Annotated in this window: 15 protein-coding genes; 9 read left to right on the top strand and 6 right to left on the bottom strand. The window is 70.4% G+C overall.

The window, feature by feature from the left end; all coding sequences use genetic code 11:
• Nucleotides 1–3 precede the first annotated feature (3 nt).
• Together gatC and gatA are read left to right on the top strand one after the other, a co-directional pair.
• Nucleotides 4–303, top strand: a complete 300-nt coding sequence (gatC, locus tag E7742_RS11900; RefSeq protein ID WP_137799136.1) for an Asp-tRNA(Asn)/Glu-tRNA(Gln) amidotransferase subunit GatC — start codon at nucleotides 4–6, stop codon at nucleotides 301–303.
• Nucleotides 300–1781: an Asp-tRNA(Asn)/Glu-tRNA(Gln) amidotransferase subunit GatA gene (gatA, locus tag E7742_RS11895; protein WP_137799135.1), complete on the top strand. Its 1482-nt coding sequence runs from the start codon at nucleotides 300–302 to the stop codon at nucleotides 1779–1781. Before gatC ends, gatA begins: the two co-directional genes overlap by 4 nt.
• 54 nt (nucleotides 1782–1835) lie before the next feature.
• Here gatA and E7742_RS11890 read toward each other — a convergent pair whose 3' ends face one another.
• The 3 genes from E7742_RS11890 to E7742_RS11880 are packed head-to-tail and all read right to left on the bottom strand — an operon-like array spanning nucleotide 1836 to nucleotide 4385.
• Nucleotides 1836–2363 carry a mycothiol transferase gene (locus tag E7742_RS11890; RefSeq protein ID WP_137799134.1) on the bottom strand — a complete coding sequence of 176 codons (528 nt, stop codon included), beginning with the start codon at nucleotides 2361–2363 and terminating at the stop codon, nucleotides 1836–1838.
• 43 nt (nucleotides 2364–2406) lie between these two features.
• The gene (locus E7742_RS11885) at nucleotides 2407–3771 is read right to left on the bottom strand and encodes an alpha/beta-hydrolase family protein (RefSeq protein ID WP_137799133.1); all 1365 of its coding nucleotides are present in this window, start codon (nucleotides 3769–3771) and stop codon (nucleotides 2407–2409) included.
• A complete protein-coding gene (locus E7742_RS11880; RefSeq protein ID WP_137799132.1) occupies nucleotides 3768–4385 on the bottom strand; it encodes a hypothetical protein in 618 nt (205 codons plus the stop codon). The genes E7742_RS11885 and E7742_RS11880 overlap by 4 nt, the downstream gene beginning before the upstream one ends.
• Nucleotides 4386–4567: 182 nt before the next feature.
• On the opposite strand from E7742_RS11880, the gene E7742_RS11875 reads away from it, so the two are divergent.
• From E7742_RS11875 to gatB, 4 genes are all read left to right on the top strand, one after another.
• Nucleotides 4568–5737: a sensor histidine kinase gene (locus tag E7742_RS11875; RefSeq protein ID WP_137801169.1), complete on the top strand. Its 1170-nt coding sequence runs from the start codon at nucleotides 4568–4570 to the stop codon at nucleotides 5735–5737.
• 9 nt (nucleotides 5738–5746) lie between these two features.
• Nucleotides 5747–6409, top strand: a complete 663-nt coding sequence (locus tag E7742_RS11870; protein WP_137799131.1) for a response regulator — start codon at nucleotides 5747–5749, stop codon at nucleotides 6407–6409.
• An 81-nt stretch (nucleotides 6410–6490) separates the two neighbouring features.
• Entirely contained in the window at nucleotides 6491–7522 is a 1032-nt protein-coding gene (locus E7742_RS11865; RefSeq protein WP_137799130.1) for an ATP-dependent 6-phosphofructokinase, read from the top strand.
• A 22-nt stretch (nucleotides 7523–7544) separates the two neighbouring features.
• On the top strand, nucleotides 7545–9056 hold the full coding sequence (gene gatB / locus E7742_RS11860) for an Asp-tRNA(Asn)/Glu-tRNA(Gln) amidotransferase subunit GatB (protein ID WP_137799129.1): 1512 nt from the start codon (nucleotides 7545–7547) through the stop codon (nucleotides 9054–9056).
• 87 nt (nucleotides 9057–9143) lie between these two features.
• Here gatB and E7742_RS11855 read toward each other — a convergent pair whose 3' ends face one another.
• Nucleotides 9144–10286 (bottom strand): PQQ-dependent sugar dehydrogenase, encoded by a 1143-nt coding sequence (locus E7742_RS11855; RefSeq protein WP_137799128.1) that lies wholly within the window; start codon nucleotides 10284–10286, stop codon nucleotides 9144–9146.
• A gap of 113 nt (nucleotides 10287–10399) precedes the next feature.
• Between E7742_RS11855 and E7742_RS11850 the strand changes: the two genes are divergently transcribed.
• Nucleotides 10400–11401 carry a DoxX family protein gene (locus E7742_RS11850; protein ID WP_137799127.1) on the top strand — a complete coding sequence of 334 codons (1002 nt, stop codon included), beginning with the start codon at nucleotides 10400–10402 and terminating at the stop codon, nucleotides 11399–11401.
• Between the two features lie 79 nt (nucleotides 11402–11480).
• Here E7742_RS11850 and ilvD read toward each other — a convergent pair whose 3' ends face one another.
• Nucleotides 11481–13322 carry a dihydroxy-acid dehydratase gene (ilvD, locus tag E7742_RS11845; protein ID WP_137799126.1) on the bottom strand — a complete coding sequence of 614 codons (1842 nt, stop codon included), beginning with the start codon at nucleotides 13320–13322 and terminating at the stop codon, nucleotides 11481–11483.
• A 187-nt stretch (nucleotides 13323–13509) separates the two neighbouring features.
• Complete coding sequence (locus E7742_RS11840) at nucleotides 13510–13980, bottom strand: PH domain-containing protein (RefSeq protein WP_137801168.1); 471 nt, start codon at nucleotides 13978–13980, stop codon at nucleotides 13510–13512.
• A 284-nt stretch (nucleotides 13981–14264) separates the two neighbouring features.
• Here E7742_RS11840 and E7742_RS11835 point away from each other — a divergent pair, with 284 nt between their 5' ends.
• Together E7742_RS11835 and ilvN are read left to right on the top strand one after the other, a co-directional pair.
• A complete protein-coding gene (locus E7742_RS11835) occupies nucleotides 14265–16211 on the top strand; it encodes an acetolactate synthase large subunit (RefSeq protein ID WP_137799125.1) in 1947 nt (648 codons plus the stop codon).
• Nucleotides 16208–16711 (top strand): acetolactate synthase small subunit, encoded by a 504-nt coding sequence (gene ilvN / locus E7742_RS11830; RefSeq protein WP_137799124.1) that lies wholly within the window; start codon nucleotides 16208–16210, stop codon nucleotides 16709–16711. Before E7742_RS11835 ends, ilvN begins: the two co-directional genes overlap by 4 nt.
• Nucleotides 16712–16770: the final 59 nt, after the last annotated feature.

The following is a 16770-nucleotide window of genomic DNA, read 5'->3' as shown; positions in this document are numbered from 1 at the left end:
AAGGTGCCTGCCATCTCCCGTGACGAGGTCGCCCACCTCGCCCGGCTGTCCCGGCTCGCCCTGACCGACGCCGAACTCGACGAGTTCGCCGGCCAGCTGGATTCGATTCTCAGCCACGTGAAGGCGGTGTCGGAGGTCGCGGCAGATGATGTCCCGCCCACCGCGAACCCCCACTCCATCACCAACGTGACCCGGCCCGACGTGATCGTGCCCGGCCTCACGCCGGAGCAGGCGCTGTCCGGCGCCCCGGCCGTCGAAGAGGACCGGTTCTCCGTTCCGCAGATCCTGGGAGAGGGCGAATGACCGATCTGACCCGCCTCGACGCGGCCGAGCTGGCGTCGAAGATCCACTCCCGCGAGGTCTCCTCGGTCGAGGTCACGCAGGCGCATCTCGACCGGATCGGGCAGGTCGACGGCGAGCTGCACGCGTTCTTGCACGTCGCGGGCGAGCAGGCGCTCGTCGCCGCCGGCGAGGTCGATTCCGCGATCGCCGCCGGCGAGAAGCCGGCGTCCGCGCTCGCGGGCGTGCCGATCGCGCTCAAGGACGTCTTCACCACCACCGACATGCCCACGACGTGCGCGTCGAAGATCCTCGAGAACTGGGTCTCGCCGTACGACGCGACGCTGACGACCAAGCTGCGTGAGGCCGGGATCCCGATCCTCGGCAAGACCAACATGGACGAGTTCGCGATGGGTTCGTCGACCGAGAACTCCGCGTACGGCCCCACCCGGAACCCGTGGGACACCACGCGCATCCCGGGCGGTTCGGGTGGCGGCTCCGCTGCCGCGCTCGCGTCGTTCGAGGCCCCCCTCGCGATCGGCACCGACACCGGTGGCTCGATCCGCCAGCCCGCCGCCGTCACCGCGACCGTGGGCACCAAGCCCACCTACGGCACCGTGTCGCGGTTCGGTCTGGTCGCGTGCGCGTCGTCGCTGGACCAGGGCGGCCCGTGCGGGCGAACCGTGCTGGACACGGCCCTGCTGCACGAGGTGATCGCCGGCTACGACCCGCGGGACTCGACGTCCGTGAACGAGCCGGTCCGCCCCGTCGTCGAGGCGGCCCGCCAGGGCGCGTCCGGCGACCTGAAGGGTCTGCGCATCGGCGTGGTCAAGGAACTGCACTCCGACAGCTACCACCCCGGCGTCATCGCGTCCTTCGACGCCGCGGTCGAGCAGCTCACGGCCCTCGGAGCCGAGGTCGTCGAGGTGTCGTGCCCCAACTTCGACTACGCGCTGGCCTCGTACTACCTGATCCTGCCCAGCGAGGTGTCGTCGAATCTCGCGCGGTTCGACGCCATGCGGTACGGCCTGCGGGTCGACGACGGCAACATGAGCGCCGAGCAGGTCATGGCCGCGACCCGCGCCGCCGGTTTCGGCCCGGAGGTCAAGCGGCGCATCATGATCGGCACCTACGCGCTGTCCTCGGGCTATTACGAGGCCTACTACGGCTCCGCGCTCAAGGTCCGCACGCTCATCGCGCAGGACTTCGCCGCCGCGTACGAGAAGGTCGACGTCCTGGTCTCGCCGACCAGCCCGTTCACGCCGTGGAAGCTCGGCGAGAAGGTCAACGACCCGCTGGCGATGTACCTCTCGGACCTGTGCACGCTCCCGACCAACCTGGCGGGGCACTGCGCCATGTCGGTTCCGTCGGGCGTGTCCGCCGACGACGGTCTGCCGGTGGGCCTGCAGATCATGGCACCGGCGCTCGCGGACGAACGGCTCTACCGTGTCGGCGCCGCCTACGAGGCCGCCCGCGGCCCGATCGCGTCGCCCGTGGTCTAGCACCCTGCGCTGCGACGACAGCCCGGATCCGCGTCTCGGATCCGGGCTGTCGCGTCAGCGGGACTCGTACAGGCCCCGCACGTACGCGGCCTGTCCCACGTGCTGGAGGCAGTCACCGATCACGCTCACCAGCCGTACCGCCACGGTGACCGGGGGATCCCACCGTCGGTCGACGACTCGGTCCAGCTCCTCCGGGGTGAGTTCGTCGACGTACTCGAGCGTGGCCAGATGCACGTCGCCGTGGTAGTCGGCGAGCAGTTGCGCGTCGGCATGCACCTCGCCGACCTGCGTGCTGTCGTGGCCGTACCCGATGTCGCCGGTGGGAAACGGCAGTGCGAACCGCTCCTGCCAGCCGCGCGACGTCCACGCCTGCTCCACGCCGGCGGCGTCGCTGACGTGATCGTCCTGCACGCGGGTGAGGTGCCAGATCAGCCACGCGATCGAATTGGCCTGCCGCCCGGGACGATAGTCGGCCATCTCGGGCGTGAGGCCGTCGGTGACCGACACGACCAGTTCGCGGATTCGTTCGAAGTTGTCCCGCAGGATCGCCCGTGCGGCGTCGGTGTCCGTGCTTCCGCTCATGCTTCCACGGTAGGAGCGCGTCGCGGTGTTCGCAGTGGATCGGTCAGCAGCGCGGCATCGACAGTCCCTGATCCTCGCCGTAGCGGTGACCGTGCCCGGTGGGGGCGTCGAGCGAGAAGACCAGGTCGACGGTGGTCTGGACGAAGCTCGCGAACGGAATCCACTGGGGGACGGGCGCGTCGACCCGCGCGCGGCTCAGGTCGGGCGGGTTCGTCGCCAGCTCGGGCGACCACCACACGACCGGGTCGGACGTGTTGGCCAGCACCGCCGTGCCGCGACCCACGTCCACGGCGCCGGCGGGGGGTCCCGCCCACAGCACGCTGCACGTGCGCTCCCGCGCCGCGTCGTCGGCGAAGATCGCGCTGCCGCCGAGCGATCCGAGGCTCTGCCCGTAGACGTGGAGCGCCGGACGCGTGTCCGCGGGCATCGCCGCGACGTGCTCGGACACGGCGGTGAACAGCGCCCGCGCCGAGCGTTCGGCGTCGGCGCGGCCGAACAGGAACGTCCACCAACTGGGAGCGTACGAGTACTGCTGGCCCACTGTCGCGACGTCGCCGTCGAATCGCCGTTCGATTCCGCGAGCCGCCTCGCCGTCGATCCACCCGGATCCGGTCGGCACCGCCACCACGACGTGTCCCCGGGCGAACCCCCCGGCACGGTCGAGTTCGCGCACGGCCAGGGCGGCGCGGGCATCGACGTCGGGTGCCGAATCCAGACCGACGTAGGTGCGCACGCTGCGCGTGTCGGAGACCCCCGCCACGAAGCGCCGGCCCTCCACGCCCAGCGAGGACCACGGGACCAGTGAATCGGACTGCCGGGCAACCAGGCTCGGGTCCACGACGGAGCTCGCGGTGCGGAAGTGCTGCGTCGCCGCGGACACCGTGGCCGGGGCGGCGACCAACCCGAGCAACGGCACGGCCACCCCGGCCAGCGCGGCGACGCGCAGCGGGCCGAGGCGTCGCACACCCTTCGCGACGCCGCGCGTGATGCCGAACGCCAGCAGACACACCGCCACCGCCCAGAACCCGACCTGAGCCCAGTGCGTTGCTCCCGCGGCGGGCAACGCCATCGCCGAGCGCAGCGCGTTCTGCCAGTGGTCGGCGCTCGCGACCGACCACACAACGGTCGACACGCCCGCGAGGACGGCGACCGCGCGCGGTACCGGGGCTGCGACGGAACGGTGTCGGAGCCGGCCCAGTGCGGCCGCGGCGCCCCACGAGGCGGCGACGAGAATCCCGGTGAGCACGCCCTGCACCACGGGCGAGCGGGGAAGCAGGGACGGGGTGAGGGACACGACGGTGGCGCCCGCGACGGCCAGGGAGGTGCTCACCCGAGGAAGCGCGCGGGCGAGGAGCAGCGCGCGAGCGGGGGACAGCGCCACCGCTCGGGGCTGCGGGATCGCGCTCATACCCGCACCGCCCGGCGGATCCGGCGTACGACGGTGGTCGTCGCGAGAAGGCCCAGGGCGGCCAGTGTGACGGCGACACTGTGGCGGATCCACGGTTCGTCCACCGGGACGCCGTAACCCTGGCGGCGTGAATTCAGGCTCACCGCGGTCGTCGCGGTGTTCGCCATCGCGAAGCAGGACATCCGGTCCCGCTCCCTGGCGTCGCACGCGTCGTGCATGCGGCGGTCGAGCTGCGCATCCAGTGCGGTGCGGGCCCAGGGCCCCAGGTCGCCCCCGTTCAGGTGCGCGTACCGCAACAGGTCGTAGCCGAGATCGTGTGCCTTGCAGGCGGTGTCGAACTCGGTCGGCAGCGGGACGGGGGACGAGCAGGCCCCGCCGGGATTGACCAGCAGTCCGTCCTCGGACCGGGGCCGGTACCCGAAACGCTCGACGAAGTCGGCGGGCACGTCGGTACCGGCGATCGCGGCATCCGTCGCGATCAACTCCACCACGGCCCGCGCCGCGTCGGTGTCCTCTCGCGCCGCCGTGCCCGCGTCGGCCGGCGCGGCGGCGAGGGTGACGGTCATGATCGCGGTGCCGGCGAGAACCGCACCCGCCCATCTGGTCGCATCCATGGCAACGACGCTAGAAATGGGCCGTACACTGCGACATCACCCCGAAGTGCCGAACCGTTCAGCCTCCACCGACGGAGGGCCGAGCCGGCCCTCGTACCGCGGTACCGGGTCGATCTCACTCCCAGGTATGACGCTGGACGAGACGCGGCTCCCTAGAGTCGGAACCTGTGAGTGGCAGAGGAATGGTCCAGGGTGCGACACGACTCGTGCGCGGCCGCGGCATCGACGTCCTGATCGGTGTCGTGACCGTGACGTTGTACGCGGTGGCGTGGCCGACGCTGCACCTCACGCACCAGGTGTCGTATCCCGTGCAACCCGTCGTCGCGGCGCTCGCGGCCTGGCCGTTCGTCCTCGTCCGGGCCAATGCGGCACTGGGATGGGCGATCTCGGCCGTCTCGGCGCTGGTGATCCCGTGGGCCTTCGATCTGGTCCCGGACTCGGGTTACACCTACCCGTGGCAGGTCGTCCACATCATCGTGATCATGACGCTGCTGTTGTCGGTGAGTCTCACCGCCGGTCCGCCCACCGTCGCGGTGGCCTGGGTGTCGACGGTGCTGCTGTTCCTCGCCGACACCCCCGGCGACGACGGTGTCGGGTGGGCCGTGGGGTTGAGTGCGCTCGTCGTCTTCGGGCTGCTCGTGCGCTGGCTGGTGCTCTCGCGCCGGCAACTGGCCGCGGAGGAACAGACGAGCGAGCTCGAACGCGCCCGCCGAGCGATTCTCGAGGAGAAGGCGCGCATCGCACGTGATCTGCACGACGTCGTCGCTCACCACATGTCGATGGTGGTGGTGCAGGCCCAGAGCGCCCCGTACCGGCTCGGGGCGGTGTCCGACGAGGCGCGCGCCGAGTTCGAGTCCATCGGCGCCACCGCCCGGGAGGCGCTCAACGAGATCCGCGGACTTCTGGGGGTGCTGCGCAGCGACGCCGAGGCGGTCGAGCGTGCACCCCAGCCCGGTGCGGCCCAGATCGCGGAACTGCTCGACGGGAGCCGTCGAGCGGGAATCGCGCTGTCGTGCAACGTGGCCGGCGATCCCGACGTGCTGTCCGAGTTGTCGGGCCTCACCGTGTACCGGATCCTGCAGGAGTCGTTGGCGAATGCGGCACGGCACTGCCCGGGAGCGGCGGTGACGGTGGCGCTGGACTACGGGCCCGCCGTGACGTCGCTGCTGGTGGTCAACGGCCCGGCGGCGGTACCGGCCGGCGCCGCCCAGCGCCCCGAGTCTTCGGGCGGCAGCGGTATCGGCGGAATGCGTGAGCGCGCTGCCGCGGTGGGAGGCACGCTCGACACCCGTGTGCTCGGCGACGGCGGGTTCGAGGTCGCGGCCCGCGTCCCCAACACCCCCCTCGCCTAGGCTGTCCGGGTGGCGATCACGGTCTTCATTGCGGACGATCAGGCGATGGTGCGGCAGGGATTCGGCGCGTTGCTGGCCGCGCAGCCGGACATCAGCGTCGTCGGCGACGCGCCCAACGGTCGCATCGCCGTCGCCGAGGTCAAACGGCTGCGGCCGGACGTCGTGCTGATGGACGTCCGGATGCCCGAGCTCAACGGTCTGGACGCGACCCGTGAAATATTGTCCGCAGCAATGGATCCGCCGGTGCGTGTGCTCATGCTCACGACCTTCGACATCGACGAGTACGTGTACGAGGCGCTCGGGATCGGCGCGAGCGGCTTCATGCTCAAGGACGCGCCCGCCGAGGAACTGATCCGGGCGGTGCGCGTGGTCGCCGACGGGGACGCGCTGCTCGCGCCCAGCGTCACCCGCCGGCTCATCGCCGACGTCACGCGGCGGCGCTCGACGCCGCGCGGTCGACATCCTCGGTTGGAGTCGCTGACCCCGCGGGAGCGGGAGGTGCTCGAGCTGATCGCGGCCGGACTGTCCAACACCGAGATCGCCGAGCGGTTGTTCGTCGCGGAACAGACCGTCAAGACCCACGTGGGCAAGGTGCTGGCCAAGCTGGCGCTGCGCGATCGTGCGCAGGCCGTCGTCCTCGCATACGAGTCGGGGCTGGTCACCCCCGGATGATCGGCTCGGCGTGCCCGATCGTCGCGGGCGCGGCAAGATGAGAAGGGACCACGTCGCCACCCGAACGCCGAGGAAGTCCTGATGCGCATCGGAATCCTGACCGGAGGCGGGGATTGTCCCGGTCTCAACGCCGTCATCCGCGCGGTCGTGCGTACCGCCGACAGGCGGTACGGCAGCACCGTCGTCGGCTTCCGGGACGGCTGGCGCGGCCTGCTCGAGGACCGCAAGGTGCAGATGCGTAACGAGGACCGCATCGACCGCATCCTGGCCCGCGGCGGCACCATCCTCGGGACGGCGCGTGTCAATCCGCAGACGCTGCACGACGGCCTCGACCGGATCAAGCAGACCCTCGACGACAACGGCATCGACGTCCTGATCCCCATCGGCGGCGAGGGCACTCTCACGGCGGGCAGCTGGCTCTCCGACAGCGGGGTGCCGGTGGTGGGGGTGCCCAAGACGATCGACAACGACATCGACTGCACCGACGTCACGTTCGGCTTCGACACCGCGCTGACGGTCGCGACCGACGCGATCGACCGGCTGCACACCACCGCCGAATCCCACCAGCGGGTGATGCTCGTCGAGGTGATGGGCCGGCACGCCGGATGGATCGCGCTGCAGTCCGGGATGGCGTCGGGCGCGCACCTCATCCTCGTGCCCGAGCAGCCGTTCGACGTCGCGGAGGTGTGCCACATGATCAAGAAGCGCTTCCAGCGCGGCGACTCCCACTTCATCTGTGTCGTCGCCGAGGGGGCCGCGCCGGACCCGGCGTCGATGACGCTCCGCGAGGGCGGCATCGACGAGTTCGGGCACAAGATCTTCACCGGGGTGGCACAGCAACTCGCCGTCGAGATCGAGCGGCGGATCGGCAAGGAGGTCCGCACGACCGTACTGGGGCACGTGCAGCGCGGCGGCACGCCCACCCCGTACGACCGGGTGCTCGCCACCCGGTTCGGGGTTCACGCCACCGACGCCGCGCACAGCGGACAGTTCGGTCAGATGGTGGCGCTGCACGGCACCGAAATCGAGCTCGTGCCGCTGTCGGAGGCCACCAAGCAGCTCAAGACGGTACCGCTCGATCGCTACCGGGAGGCGGCCGCGTTCTTCGGGTGAGAAGGCGCATAAACTCTTGGGCATGACTGCCGCCGTGTCCGCTGACCTTCTCGACTATGACGCCGTCCTCGCGAAGTTCGAGCCCGTACTGGGCATGGAAGTGCACGTCGAGTTGCACACCGCCACCAAGATGTTCTGCCCGTGCCCGACGGCGTTCGGCGCCGAGCCCAACACGCAGGTGTGCCCCGTGTGCCTCGGCATGCCGGGAGCGCTTCCCGTCGTCAACCAGGCCGCGGTCGAGTCGGCGATCCGCATCGGCCTCGCGCTGAACTGCTCGATCACCCCGTGGGGCCGGTTCGCCCGGAAGAACTACTTCTACCCGGACCAGCCGAAGAACTACCAGATCTCGCAGTACGACGAGCCCATCGCGACCGAGGGCTACCTCGACGTCGTGCTCGACGACGGCAGCACGTGGCGCGTCGACATCGAGCGTGCGCACATGGAGGAGGACACCGGCAAGTCGCTGCACGTCGGCGGTGCCACCGGTCGCATCCACGGCGCGAGCCACTCGCTGCTCGACTACAACCGTGCCGGCGTGCCGCTCGTCGAGATCGTGACCAAGCCGATCACCGGCGCCGGTGAGCGCGCCCCCGAGGTGGCCCGCGCCTACGTCGCCGCGCTGCGCGACCTGCTCAAGGCCCTCGACGTCTCCGACGTCCGCATGGACCAGGGCTCGCTGCGCTGTGACGCCAACGTCTCGCTGATGCCGATCGGCGCCGACGTGTTCGGTACCCGCACCGAGACCAAGAACGTCAACTCGCTCAAGAGCGTCGAGACGGCCGTCCGCTACGAGATGCGCCGTCAGGCCGCCGTGCTCCTCTCCGGTGGCGAAGTCATCCAGGAGACCCGCCACTTCCAGGAGGGCGACGGCACCACGTCCGCCGGCCGCCGGAAGGAGACCGCCGAGGACTACCGCTACTTCCCGGAGCCCGATCTCGAGCCGGTCGCCCCCGACGCCGCGTGGGTCGAGGAACTGCGCGGCACGCTGCCCGAGCTGCCCTGGATCCGCCGCGCCCGCATCCAGGAGGAGTGGGGTGTCTCCGGTGAGGTCATGCGTGACCTCGTCAACGCCGGAGCACTCGAACTGGTGATCGCGACCACCGAGGCCGGCGCGCCGGCCGACGCCGCACGGTCCTGGTGGGTGTCGTACCTGGCGCAGCAGGCCAACACCCGCGGGGTCGAACTGGCCGAGCTGCCGATCACCCCCGCCCAGGTGGCCCAGGTGATCGAGCTGATCGACAGCGGCAAGCTCAACAACAAGGTCGCGCGACAGGTCGTCGATCACGTGCTGGCCGGCGAGGGCGATCCCGAGCAGATCCTGGCCGCGCACCCCGAGCTGGTGGTGGTGCGCGACGACAGCAAGCTGCAGGCCGCGGTCGACGAGGCCCTGGCCGCGAATCCCGACATCGCCGACAAGATCCGCAGCGGCAAGGTCGCCGCCGCGGGAAAGATCGTCGGCGACGTCATGAAGGCCACGCGCGGTCAGGCCGACCCGGCACGCGTCAAGGAACTCGTCATCGCGGCGTGCAGCTGACCTGACGCACCCCGCGACACGCGGCCCCCGGGCCATCGCCCGGGGGCCGCTGTCGTCGGTTTGCCGGCGGTTGTCGTCGGGGGTCGGTCAGTCGACGCCGCCGCCACCGGACGGCAGGGGCAGCTTGACGACCCGATCGTCGGTCGGACCCGGCGATCCACCCGACTTGTTCACGGTCGCGGCCCAGATCTGGCCGTCGGTGCCGAGGGCCGTGCCGGCCAGGCGGCCGTAGAGCTTCTGCGCGAGCAGCGCCGGCGCCGACGTCACCGCACCGGTGTCGCGTTCGGTCGCCAGCACCGCCATGGCCTGGCCGTCGGTGAGCGCGACCGCGACGGCACCCGGCCCGGCCGCACACCCCGCGACCCCGGGCTTGTCGGGCCACGTCCACGCGGGCTCGCCGACGGACCCGTCGGCGGCCACCCGCTGCAATCGGTCCTCGACGGCGGTGCGGTCGGTGACCCACACCGCTCCGTTCGGGTCCGTGCACACGTCGCCGGCGCGGCCGATACCTGTCAGCGCGACGGCCGGTCGCGGCGGGTTGGGGGCCGACGTCAGCGACGTGACCCGCAGCAGCTTCCCCGCGAGCGACGCGGGATCGGCGGCGGCCGCGGTGTTGCCGGCGTCCCCGGTCAGTACCAGCAGCTCGCCCGGGCGGGCGAAGGTGAGCGCGCCCGCGTTGCCCGCGGCGCCGCGCGGGATCCCGGTGAGCACGTCCTTGGGGCTGTCGCCCGGCGCGATGCGTACCACCCGGTTGTCGGTGGGCGTCGTGACGTACGCGTAGACGAGATTGTCCTCGGCGAACGTCGGGGACAGCGCGATGTCGAGCAGCCCGCCGTCGGACCCGGAATCGACCGGGATCCGGGCGAACTCGGCGGGCGGCGTGCCCTGCGCGACCCGCAGGATGCGGCCCGTGCGGCGCTCGGCGACGAGCGCTGTGCGATCGTCCGACAGCAGCACCATGCCGCCGGTGGTGTCGAGGCAGGTCGCGACCACGTTGGGGTCGCGGTCGAAACACGGATCGTCCGGTGCCGACGGCTCCGGCATTGGCGAGGACGGCGCGGACGGCTCACGCGGTCGCACCTCGGCACCGGACCCGAACGTGGGTTCCGGAGTGAACGGCGAGGACGCGGAGTCGTCGAAACGAGCGCATCCCGCGAGCACGAGGACGGCGATCGAGAACACCGCGGCTGCGCCGCCGCGGCGCGCCGTCCGACCCGGTTCACCCTTCATGGCGTTAGACGTTACGGAAGGCGGGACGGTCACCGCCACGTGGCGTGCTGCGACCGGCACGCCGGGCTCGCGCTACCCGGTGATCTTCGACGGCCGCCCCTAGGGTGGTTTTCGTGACCGACAAGCCGAAAGATCACACCGAGTCCGTCGGCGGGGCGTCTGCGCCCAGTCCGTTCGATCAGCCGACCGAGAGGTTCCCGGTCCAGCCCGCCCGGAGGACGGAACCGGTCGTTCCGCGCACCGACGAGGACCTCGACTTCGGCACTGCGCACGCGGACAGCCTGCCGACCGAGCGGATTCCCACCTTCCGGGCCGCGCCGGCTGCGCCGCCACCCGTACACGAGCAGCCCACCGAGGTACTGCGCCGCGACGAGGCGACCGACGCACTGCGCCGCGACGAGGCGACCGAGGCATTGCGCCGCGACGAGGCGACCGAGGTACTGCGCCGCGAGGACCGCACCACCGCGCCGCCCACCCGGGTGCAACCGGCCGCACCCGAACCCGCCGTCACGGAGCCGCCGGTGTCCGAGCCGATCGGCGGGGCCGGCGCCGCCCCGGTGGTGGTGCCGCCCGCCGCGGCGCCGGCCGAAACTGATTCGCGGCGAGGAACTCTCGACGTCGGGCTGCTGATCCTGCGGCTCGCGGTGGGAGGCACGCTGCTGGCGCACGGTCTGCAGAAGCTCACGGGGTGGTGGAACGGACCCGGCCTCGACGGGTACCGCGACCAGCTCGTCGATGCCGGTTTCGACCATGCCCGCGTGCTGGCGACGGCCGGCGCGGTCGCCGAGGTGGCCGGCGGCGCGTTGCTGATCCTGGGTCTGCTGACGCCCTTCGCGGCGGCCGCGGTTCTCGCGGTCATGATCAACGCGTGGTGCCTGAAGCAGTCGGCGGTGCCGGGTCTCGAGTACTTCGCCCCCGACGGAATCGAGTACGAGACACTGCTCGCCGCCGCGGCGGCCGCGCTCGTCCTCACCGGTCCCGGCCGCATCGCCCTCGACGGCCGGCGCCGCTGGGCGACTCGGCCGCACGTGGGGTCCGCGGTCGTCCTCGTCGCCGGCATCGCGGTCGGGGTCTGCGTGTGGATCTTCCTCAACGGGGCCAACCCGGTCATCTGAGCGGCCCGGTGAACAGCTGAAGGGTCCCTTCGTGCGCTGCGAGCGCACGAAGGGACCCTTTCAACTGTTGCGCGGGGGTCTACGGCACGTAACGGACGGCGCCCTTGTCGGCCGAGGTGGCCAGCGCTGCGTAGGCCCGCAGCGCCGTGGTCACCGGGCGCTGGCGGTCCACCGGCTGCCACGGGCGCTCCGACGCCTCCATCTTGGCGCGGCGCTGGGCGAGGGTCTCGTCGTCCACGAGAACCTCCAGGGTGCGCGTCGCGACGTCGATGCGGATCTGGTCACCGTCCTCGACGAGGCCGATCACGCCGCCGGCCGCAGCCTCGGGGGAGATGTGGCCGATCGACAGGCCGGACGTGCCGCCCGAGAAGCGGCCGTCCGTGATCAGCGCACACACCTTGCCGAGACCGGAACCCTTGAGGAACGCCGTCGGGTGCAGCATCTCCTGCATGCCCGGGCCACCCTTCGGCCCCTCGTAGCGGACGACGATGACGTCGCCCGGCTTGATCTGCTTCTGCAGGATCACCGAGACGGCCGCTTCCTGCGACTCGACGACCACTGCCGGGCCCTGGAAGGAGAACAGGTCCTCGTCGATGCCGGCGGTCTTGAGGATCGCGCCGTCGACGGCGATGTTGCCGCGCAGCACGCACAGCCCGCCCTCGACGGTGTAGGCGTGCTCGAGGTCCCGAATGCAGCCGCCCTCGGCGTCGGTGTCGAGCGAGGACCAGCGGTTGTTCGTCGAGAACGGCTCGGTGGTGCGGACGCCACCGGGAGCCGCGTGGAACAGCTCGATCGCTTCGTCGGACGCCTTGCCGGAGCGGATGTCCCACGTGTCGAGCCACTCGTCGAACGACTTCGTGTGAACGGTGGAGACGTCGGTCTCGAGCAGACCCGCACGGCGCAACTCGCCGAGCAGCGCGGGGATTCCGCCGGCGCGGTGGACGTCCTCCATGTGGTAGTCCGAGTTGGGGGAGACCTTCGACAGGCACGGCACCCGGCGGCTGATCTCGTCGATCGTGCTCAGGTCGAAGTCGACCTCGCCTTCCTGCGCCGCGGCGAGCGTGTGCAGGACGGTGTTGGTGGAGCCGCCCATTGCGACGTCCAGTGCCATCGCATTGCGGAACGCCTTGGGCGTGGCGATGTTCCGGGGCAGAACGGACTCGTCCTCGTCGCGGTAGTACCGCAGCGCGGCCTCGACGACGGTCGTGCCGGCGCGGCTGAACAGCGCTCGACGTGCCTCGTGGGTGGCGAGCGTGGAACCGTTGCCGGGCAGCGCGAGACCGAGAGCCTCGGTGAGGCAGTTCATCGAGTTGGCGGTGAACATGCCCGAGCACGAACCGCACGTGGGGCACGCGCTGCGCTCGACCTCGTCGAGGCCCTCCTCGGACACGGAATCGCTGGCGCTCGCGGAGATCGCGGTGATCAGGTCGGTGGGCGCCTGCGCGACGCCGCCGACGACGACGGCCTTGCCGGCCTCCATGGGACCGCCCGAGACGAACACCGTCGGGATGTTCAGACGCATGGCAGCGTTGAGCATGCCGGGGGTGATCTTGTCGCAGTTCGAGATGCACACCAGGGCGTCGGCGGTGTGCGCGTTGACCATGTACTCGACGGAGTCGGCGATGATCTCGCGGCTCGGCAGCGAGTACAGCATGCCGCCGTGACCCATCGCGATGCCGTCGTCGACCGCGATCGTGTGGAACTCGCGGGGCACACCGCCGGCGGCGCGGACGGCCTCGGCAACGATCTCGCCCACGTTCTTGAGATGAACGTGACCGGGGACGAACTGCGTGTAGGAGTTCGCGATCGCGACGATCGGCTTCCCGAAGTCGGAATCGGTCATGCCGGTGGCACGCCACAGCGAGCGGGCTCCGGCAGCATTGCGTCCGACGGTGGTGGTGCGTGACCTGAGCGGGGGCATGGGCTATTCCTTCGTCGATCAGCGGAACTCGGCGGCGGGGCGCGCACACCGAGTGCGGCGTCATTCGTAAACAGATGGGCCCGTGTAGGTGCTGGTCGGCTGGACCCGATTTCGGCTGGAGGTGCCGTCTCGTCATCTCCGGTGGGAGCGGGAGACGTCCTGGTGAGACGCTACTCCCGCACACGGATCAGTCGGTATTCGGCTCCGCCTCGGTGGACTCCCCACGCGCCCTGCGGTGCTCGGCCTCGCGGGCGGCGGCATACGGGTCGGTCACGCGGCCGCCGCTGGCCGACGCGAGCTGCGGCAGGCGACCGAAGGTCACGGTCGGCAGCGAGACCTCCGAGCCGTCGACGAGATCGGCGCGGGCCCAGCCGCGCTTGGGGAAGCGGAATCCCTTGATCCGATCCCACGATATGGACTGCGACGAGAAGGCGCGGCGCAGCTCGAGCCCGTCGGGGGTGACGGTGGTGCGCACGCGCAGCACCCAGGCGCCGATCAGGAACGGGATGACGAGCATCCAGCCGAAGGCGGCCGGCCACCCGAGAACCGGGAAGGTGATGCAGAACAGCAGGAAGATGCACGCGATCAGCGCGAGCGGGGAAATCCGGATGACCTGTCGAGGCTCGGCGGGCGTGTGGGATGATGGCTGCGGTGGCACGGGCTGCTGAGGAGATGACACCTCACCATCTTCGCACTGCAGCCGAGGCATCTCACATTCTGGGACAGGTCACTCACCAAAGTTGACTGTCTACGATCAGCGCGCCTACCGTCGAGCGCGTGAAGCAGAATGAGTTGCTCGTAATCGGCCGGCGCGTCGTCGCCTGAGCCGGTTGTTGCAACTCGCCAGATAACGACGCGCCACCCTCGTACAGCTGTTGCTGACGAGGGTTTTTTGTTGTCCTGATCCAGAACCACAGAGCCAGACCGCAGAGGATTTCTCCAGTGAGCGCACCAACCGCACGGCCTCAACCCACGCCGCGCAAGTCGGGGGCAGCCAGCCCGACGGCCGGAGACAACAGAGCCGCCACGAATCGTCGCCAGGTCGCCCCCGAGCGGGTCACCGGCGCGCAGTCCGTGGTTCGCGCACTCGAGGAGCTCGAGGTCGACACGGTGTTCGGCATCCCCGGCGGTGCCGTGCTGCCCGTGTACGACCCGCTCTTCGATTCGAAGAAGGTGCGCCACGTCCTCGTCCGCCACGAGCAGGGTGCCGGTCACGCCGCCACCGGGTACGCACAGGCCACCGGCAAGGTCGGCGTGTGCATGGCGACGTCCGGTCCCGGCGCGACCAACCTGGTGACCCCGCTGGCCGACGCGCAGATGGACTCGGTCCCCGTCGTGGCGATCACGGGCCAGGTCGGGCGTTCGCTCATCGGCACCGACGCCTTCCAGGAAGCCGACATCTCCGGCATCACCATGCCGATCACCAAGCACAACTTCCTCATCACCGACGGCGTCGACATCCCGCGCATCCTCGCCGAGGCGTTCTACCTCGCGTCGAGCGGCCGCCCGGGCGCAGTGCTGGTCGACATCCCCAAGGACATCCTGCAGGCGCAGACCACGTTCTCGTGGCCGCCGGAGATGCACCTACCCGGCTACCGCCCCGTCACCAAGCCGCACGGCAAGCAGGTGCGCGAGGCCGCGCGTCTGATCGCCGAGGCCAAGTCGCCGGTGCTGTACGTCGGCGGCGGCGTGATCAAGGCGGAGGCCTCCGCCGAGCTGCTCGAACTGGCCGAGCTCACCGGCATCCCGGTCGTGACGACCCTGATGGCGCGTGGCGCGTTCCCGGACAGCCACCAGCTCAACTGCGGCATGCCCGGCATGCACGGCACGGTCGCGGCCGTCGCCGCGCTGCAGAAGAGCGACCTGCTGATCACGCTCGGTGCGCGCTTCGACGACCGCGTCACCGGTCAGCTGGACTCCTTCGCGCCCGACGCGAAGGTCATCCACGCCGACATCGACCCCGCGGAGATCGGCAAGAACCGCCACGCGGACGTCCCGATCGTGGGCGACTGCAAGGAGGTCATCACCGAACTCCTCGAGGCGATCCGCGCCGACCAGGCCACCGGCACGACGCTCGATCTCACCGAGTGGTGGGCGTACCTGGACGGGATCCGCCGCACCTACCCGCTCGCCTACGACCGGCCGTCCGACGGTGCGCTGTCGCCCGAGTACGTGATCCAGGCCGTCGGCCGGCTCGCGGGCCCGGACGCCATCTACTGCGCCGGCGTCGGCCAGCACCAGATGTGGGCGGCGCAGTTCGTCAACTACGAGAAGCCGCGCACGTGGCTGAACTCGGGTGGCCTCGGCACCATGGGCTACGCCGTGCCGGCCGCCATGGGCGCCAAGATGGGCATGCCCGACCGCGAGGTCTGGGCCATCGACGGTGACGGCTGCTTCCAGATGACCAATCAGGAGCTCGCCACCTGCGCCGTCGAGGGTGTGCCCATCAAGGTCGCGCTGGTCAACAACGGCAACCTGGGCATGGTCCGCCAGTGGCAGACCCTGTTCTACGACGAGCGCTACTCGAACACGAACCTGGGGACGCACGGGGCCGTGCGGATCCCGGACTTCGTGAAGCTGGCCGAGGCGCTCGGCTGCGTCGGTATCCGCGTCGAGCGCGAGGAGGACGTCGAGGACGCGATCCGCACTGCGCAGTCGATCAACGACAAGCCCGTCGTCATCGACTTCATCGTCGGCAAGGACGCCCAGGTGTGGCCGATGGTCGCCGCGGGAACCAGCAACGACGAGATCATGGCGGCGCGGGGCATCCGCCCGCTGTTCGACGAGGACGAGGCGGCGGACGAGCCGGCCGTCATCCACGAAGCCATGCAGGACGCAACTGCACGCGAGTCGGCATCCGCTGCCGACGCCGGAGAGGAACGCCAGTGAGCACCAGCCACACTCTCAGTGTTCTCGTCGAGGACAAGCCGGGCGTGCTGGCCCGTGTCGCTGCACTCTTCTCCCGCCGCGGCTTCAACATCGAGTCGCTCGCCGTCGGTGGCACCGAGGTGCCGGACATCTCGCGCATGACGATCGTCGTCACGGTCGACGAGTTCCCGCTCGAGCAGGTGACCAAGCAGCTGAACAAGCTGGTGAACGTCATCAAGATCGTCGAGCAGGACACCGACGCGTCCGTGGCCCGCGAGCTCATCCTGATCAAGGTGCGTGCCGATTCCAGCGTCCGCACCCAGGTCATCGAGACGGTGAACCTGTTCCGCGCCAAGGTGATCGACGTCTCGCCGGAGGCGCTCACCATCGAGGCGACCGGCACCCGTTCCAAGCTCGACGCGCTCCTGCGCATGCTCGATCCGTTCGGCATCCGCGAGATCGTGCAGTCCGGTGTGGTGGCGGTCGGCCGTGGACCGAAGTCCATCACGGCCACCCGCTAGTACCGTCACACCGCCAACAACAGACAATCAAGCGTTCATAGAACCCAGAGGAGAGGTAA

The organism is Rhodococcus sp. SGAir0479, assembly GCF_005484805.1.
GTDB lineage: Bacteria > Actinomycetota > Actinomycetes > Mycobacteriales > Mycobacteriaceae > Prescottella.
The sequence above is the reverse complement of the archived record's forward strand: the minus strand, read 5'-3'. Positions and strand labels throughout refer to the sequence as shown.

Bases quoted from the DNA above. Each gene is read 5' to 3' on its own strand.
- ilvD (WP_137799126.1), bottom strand. From the start codon at position 13,322: ATGCCCCCGCTCAGGTCACGCACCACCACCGTCGGACGCAATGCTGCC.
- E7742_RS11880 (WP_137799132.1), bottom strand. From the start codon at position 4,385: ATGGATGCGACCAGATGGGCGGGTGCGGTTCTCGCCGGCACCGCGATC.
- E7742_RS11885 (WP_137799133.1), bottom strand. From the start codon at position 3,771: ATGAGCGCGATCCCGCAGCCCCGAGCGGTGGCGCTGTCCCCCGCTCGC.
- E7742_RS11855 (WP_137799128.1), bottom strand. From the start codon at position 10,286: ATGAAGGGTGAACCGGGTCGGACGGCGCGCCGCGGCGGCGCAGCCGCG.
- E7742_RS11865 (WP_137799130.1), top strand. From the start codon at position 6,491: ATGCGCATCGGAATCCTGACCGGAGGCGGGGATTGTCCCGGTCTCAAC.
- E7742_RS11890 (WP_137799134.1), bottom strand. From the start codon at position 2,363: ATGAGCGGAAGCACGGACACCGACGCCGCACGGGCGATCCTGCGGGAC.
- gatA (WP_137799135.1), top strand. From the start codon at position 300: ATGACCGATCTGACCCGCCTCGACGCGGCCGAGCTGGCGTCGAAGATC.
- E7742_RS11875 (WP_137801169.1), top strand. From the start codon at position 4,568: ATGGTCCAGGGTGCGACACGACTCGTGCGCGGCCGCGGCATCGACGTC.
- gatB (WP_137799129.1), top strand. From the start codon at position 7,545: ATGACTGCCGCCGTGTCCGCTGACCTTCTCGACTATGACGCCGTCCTC.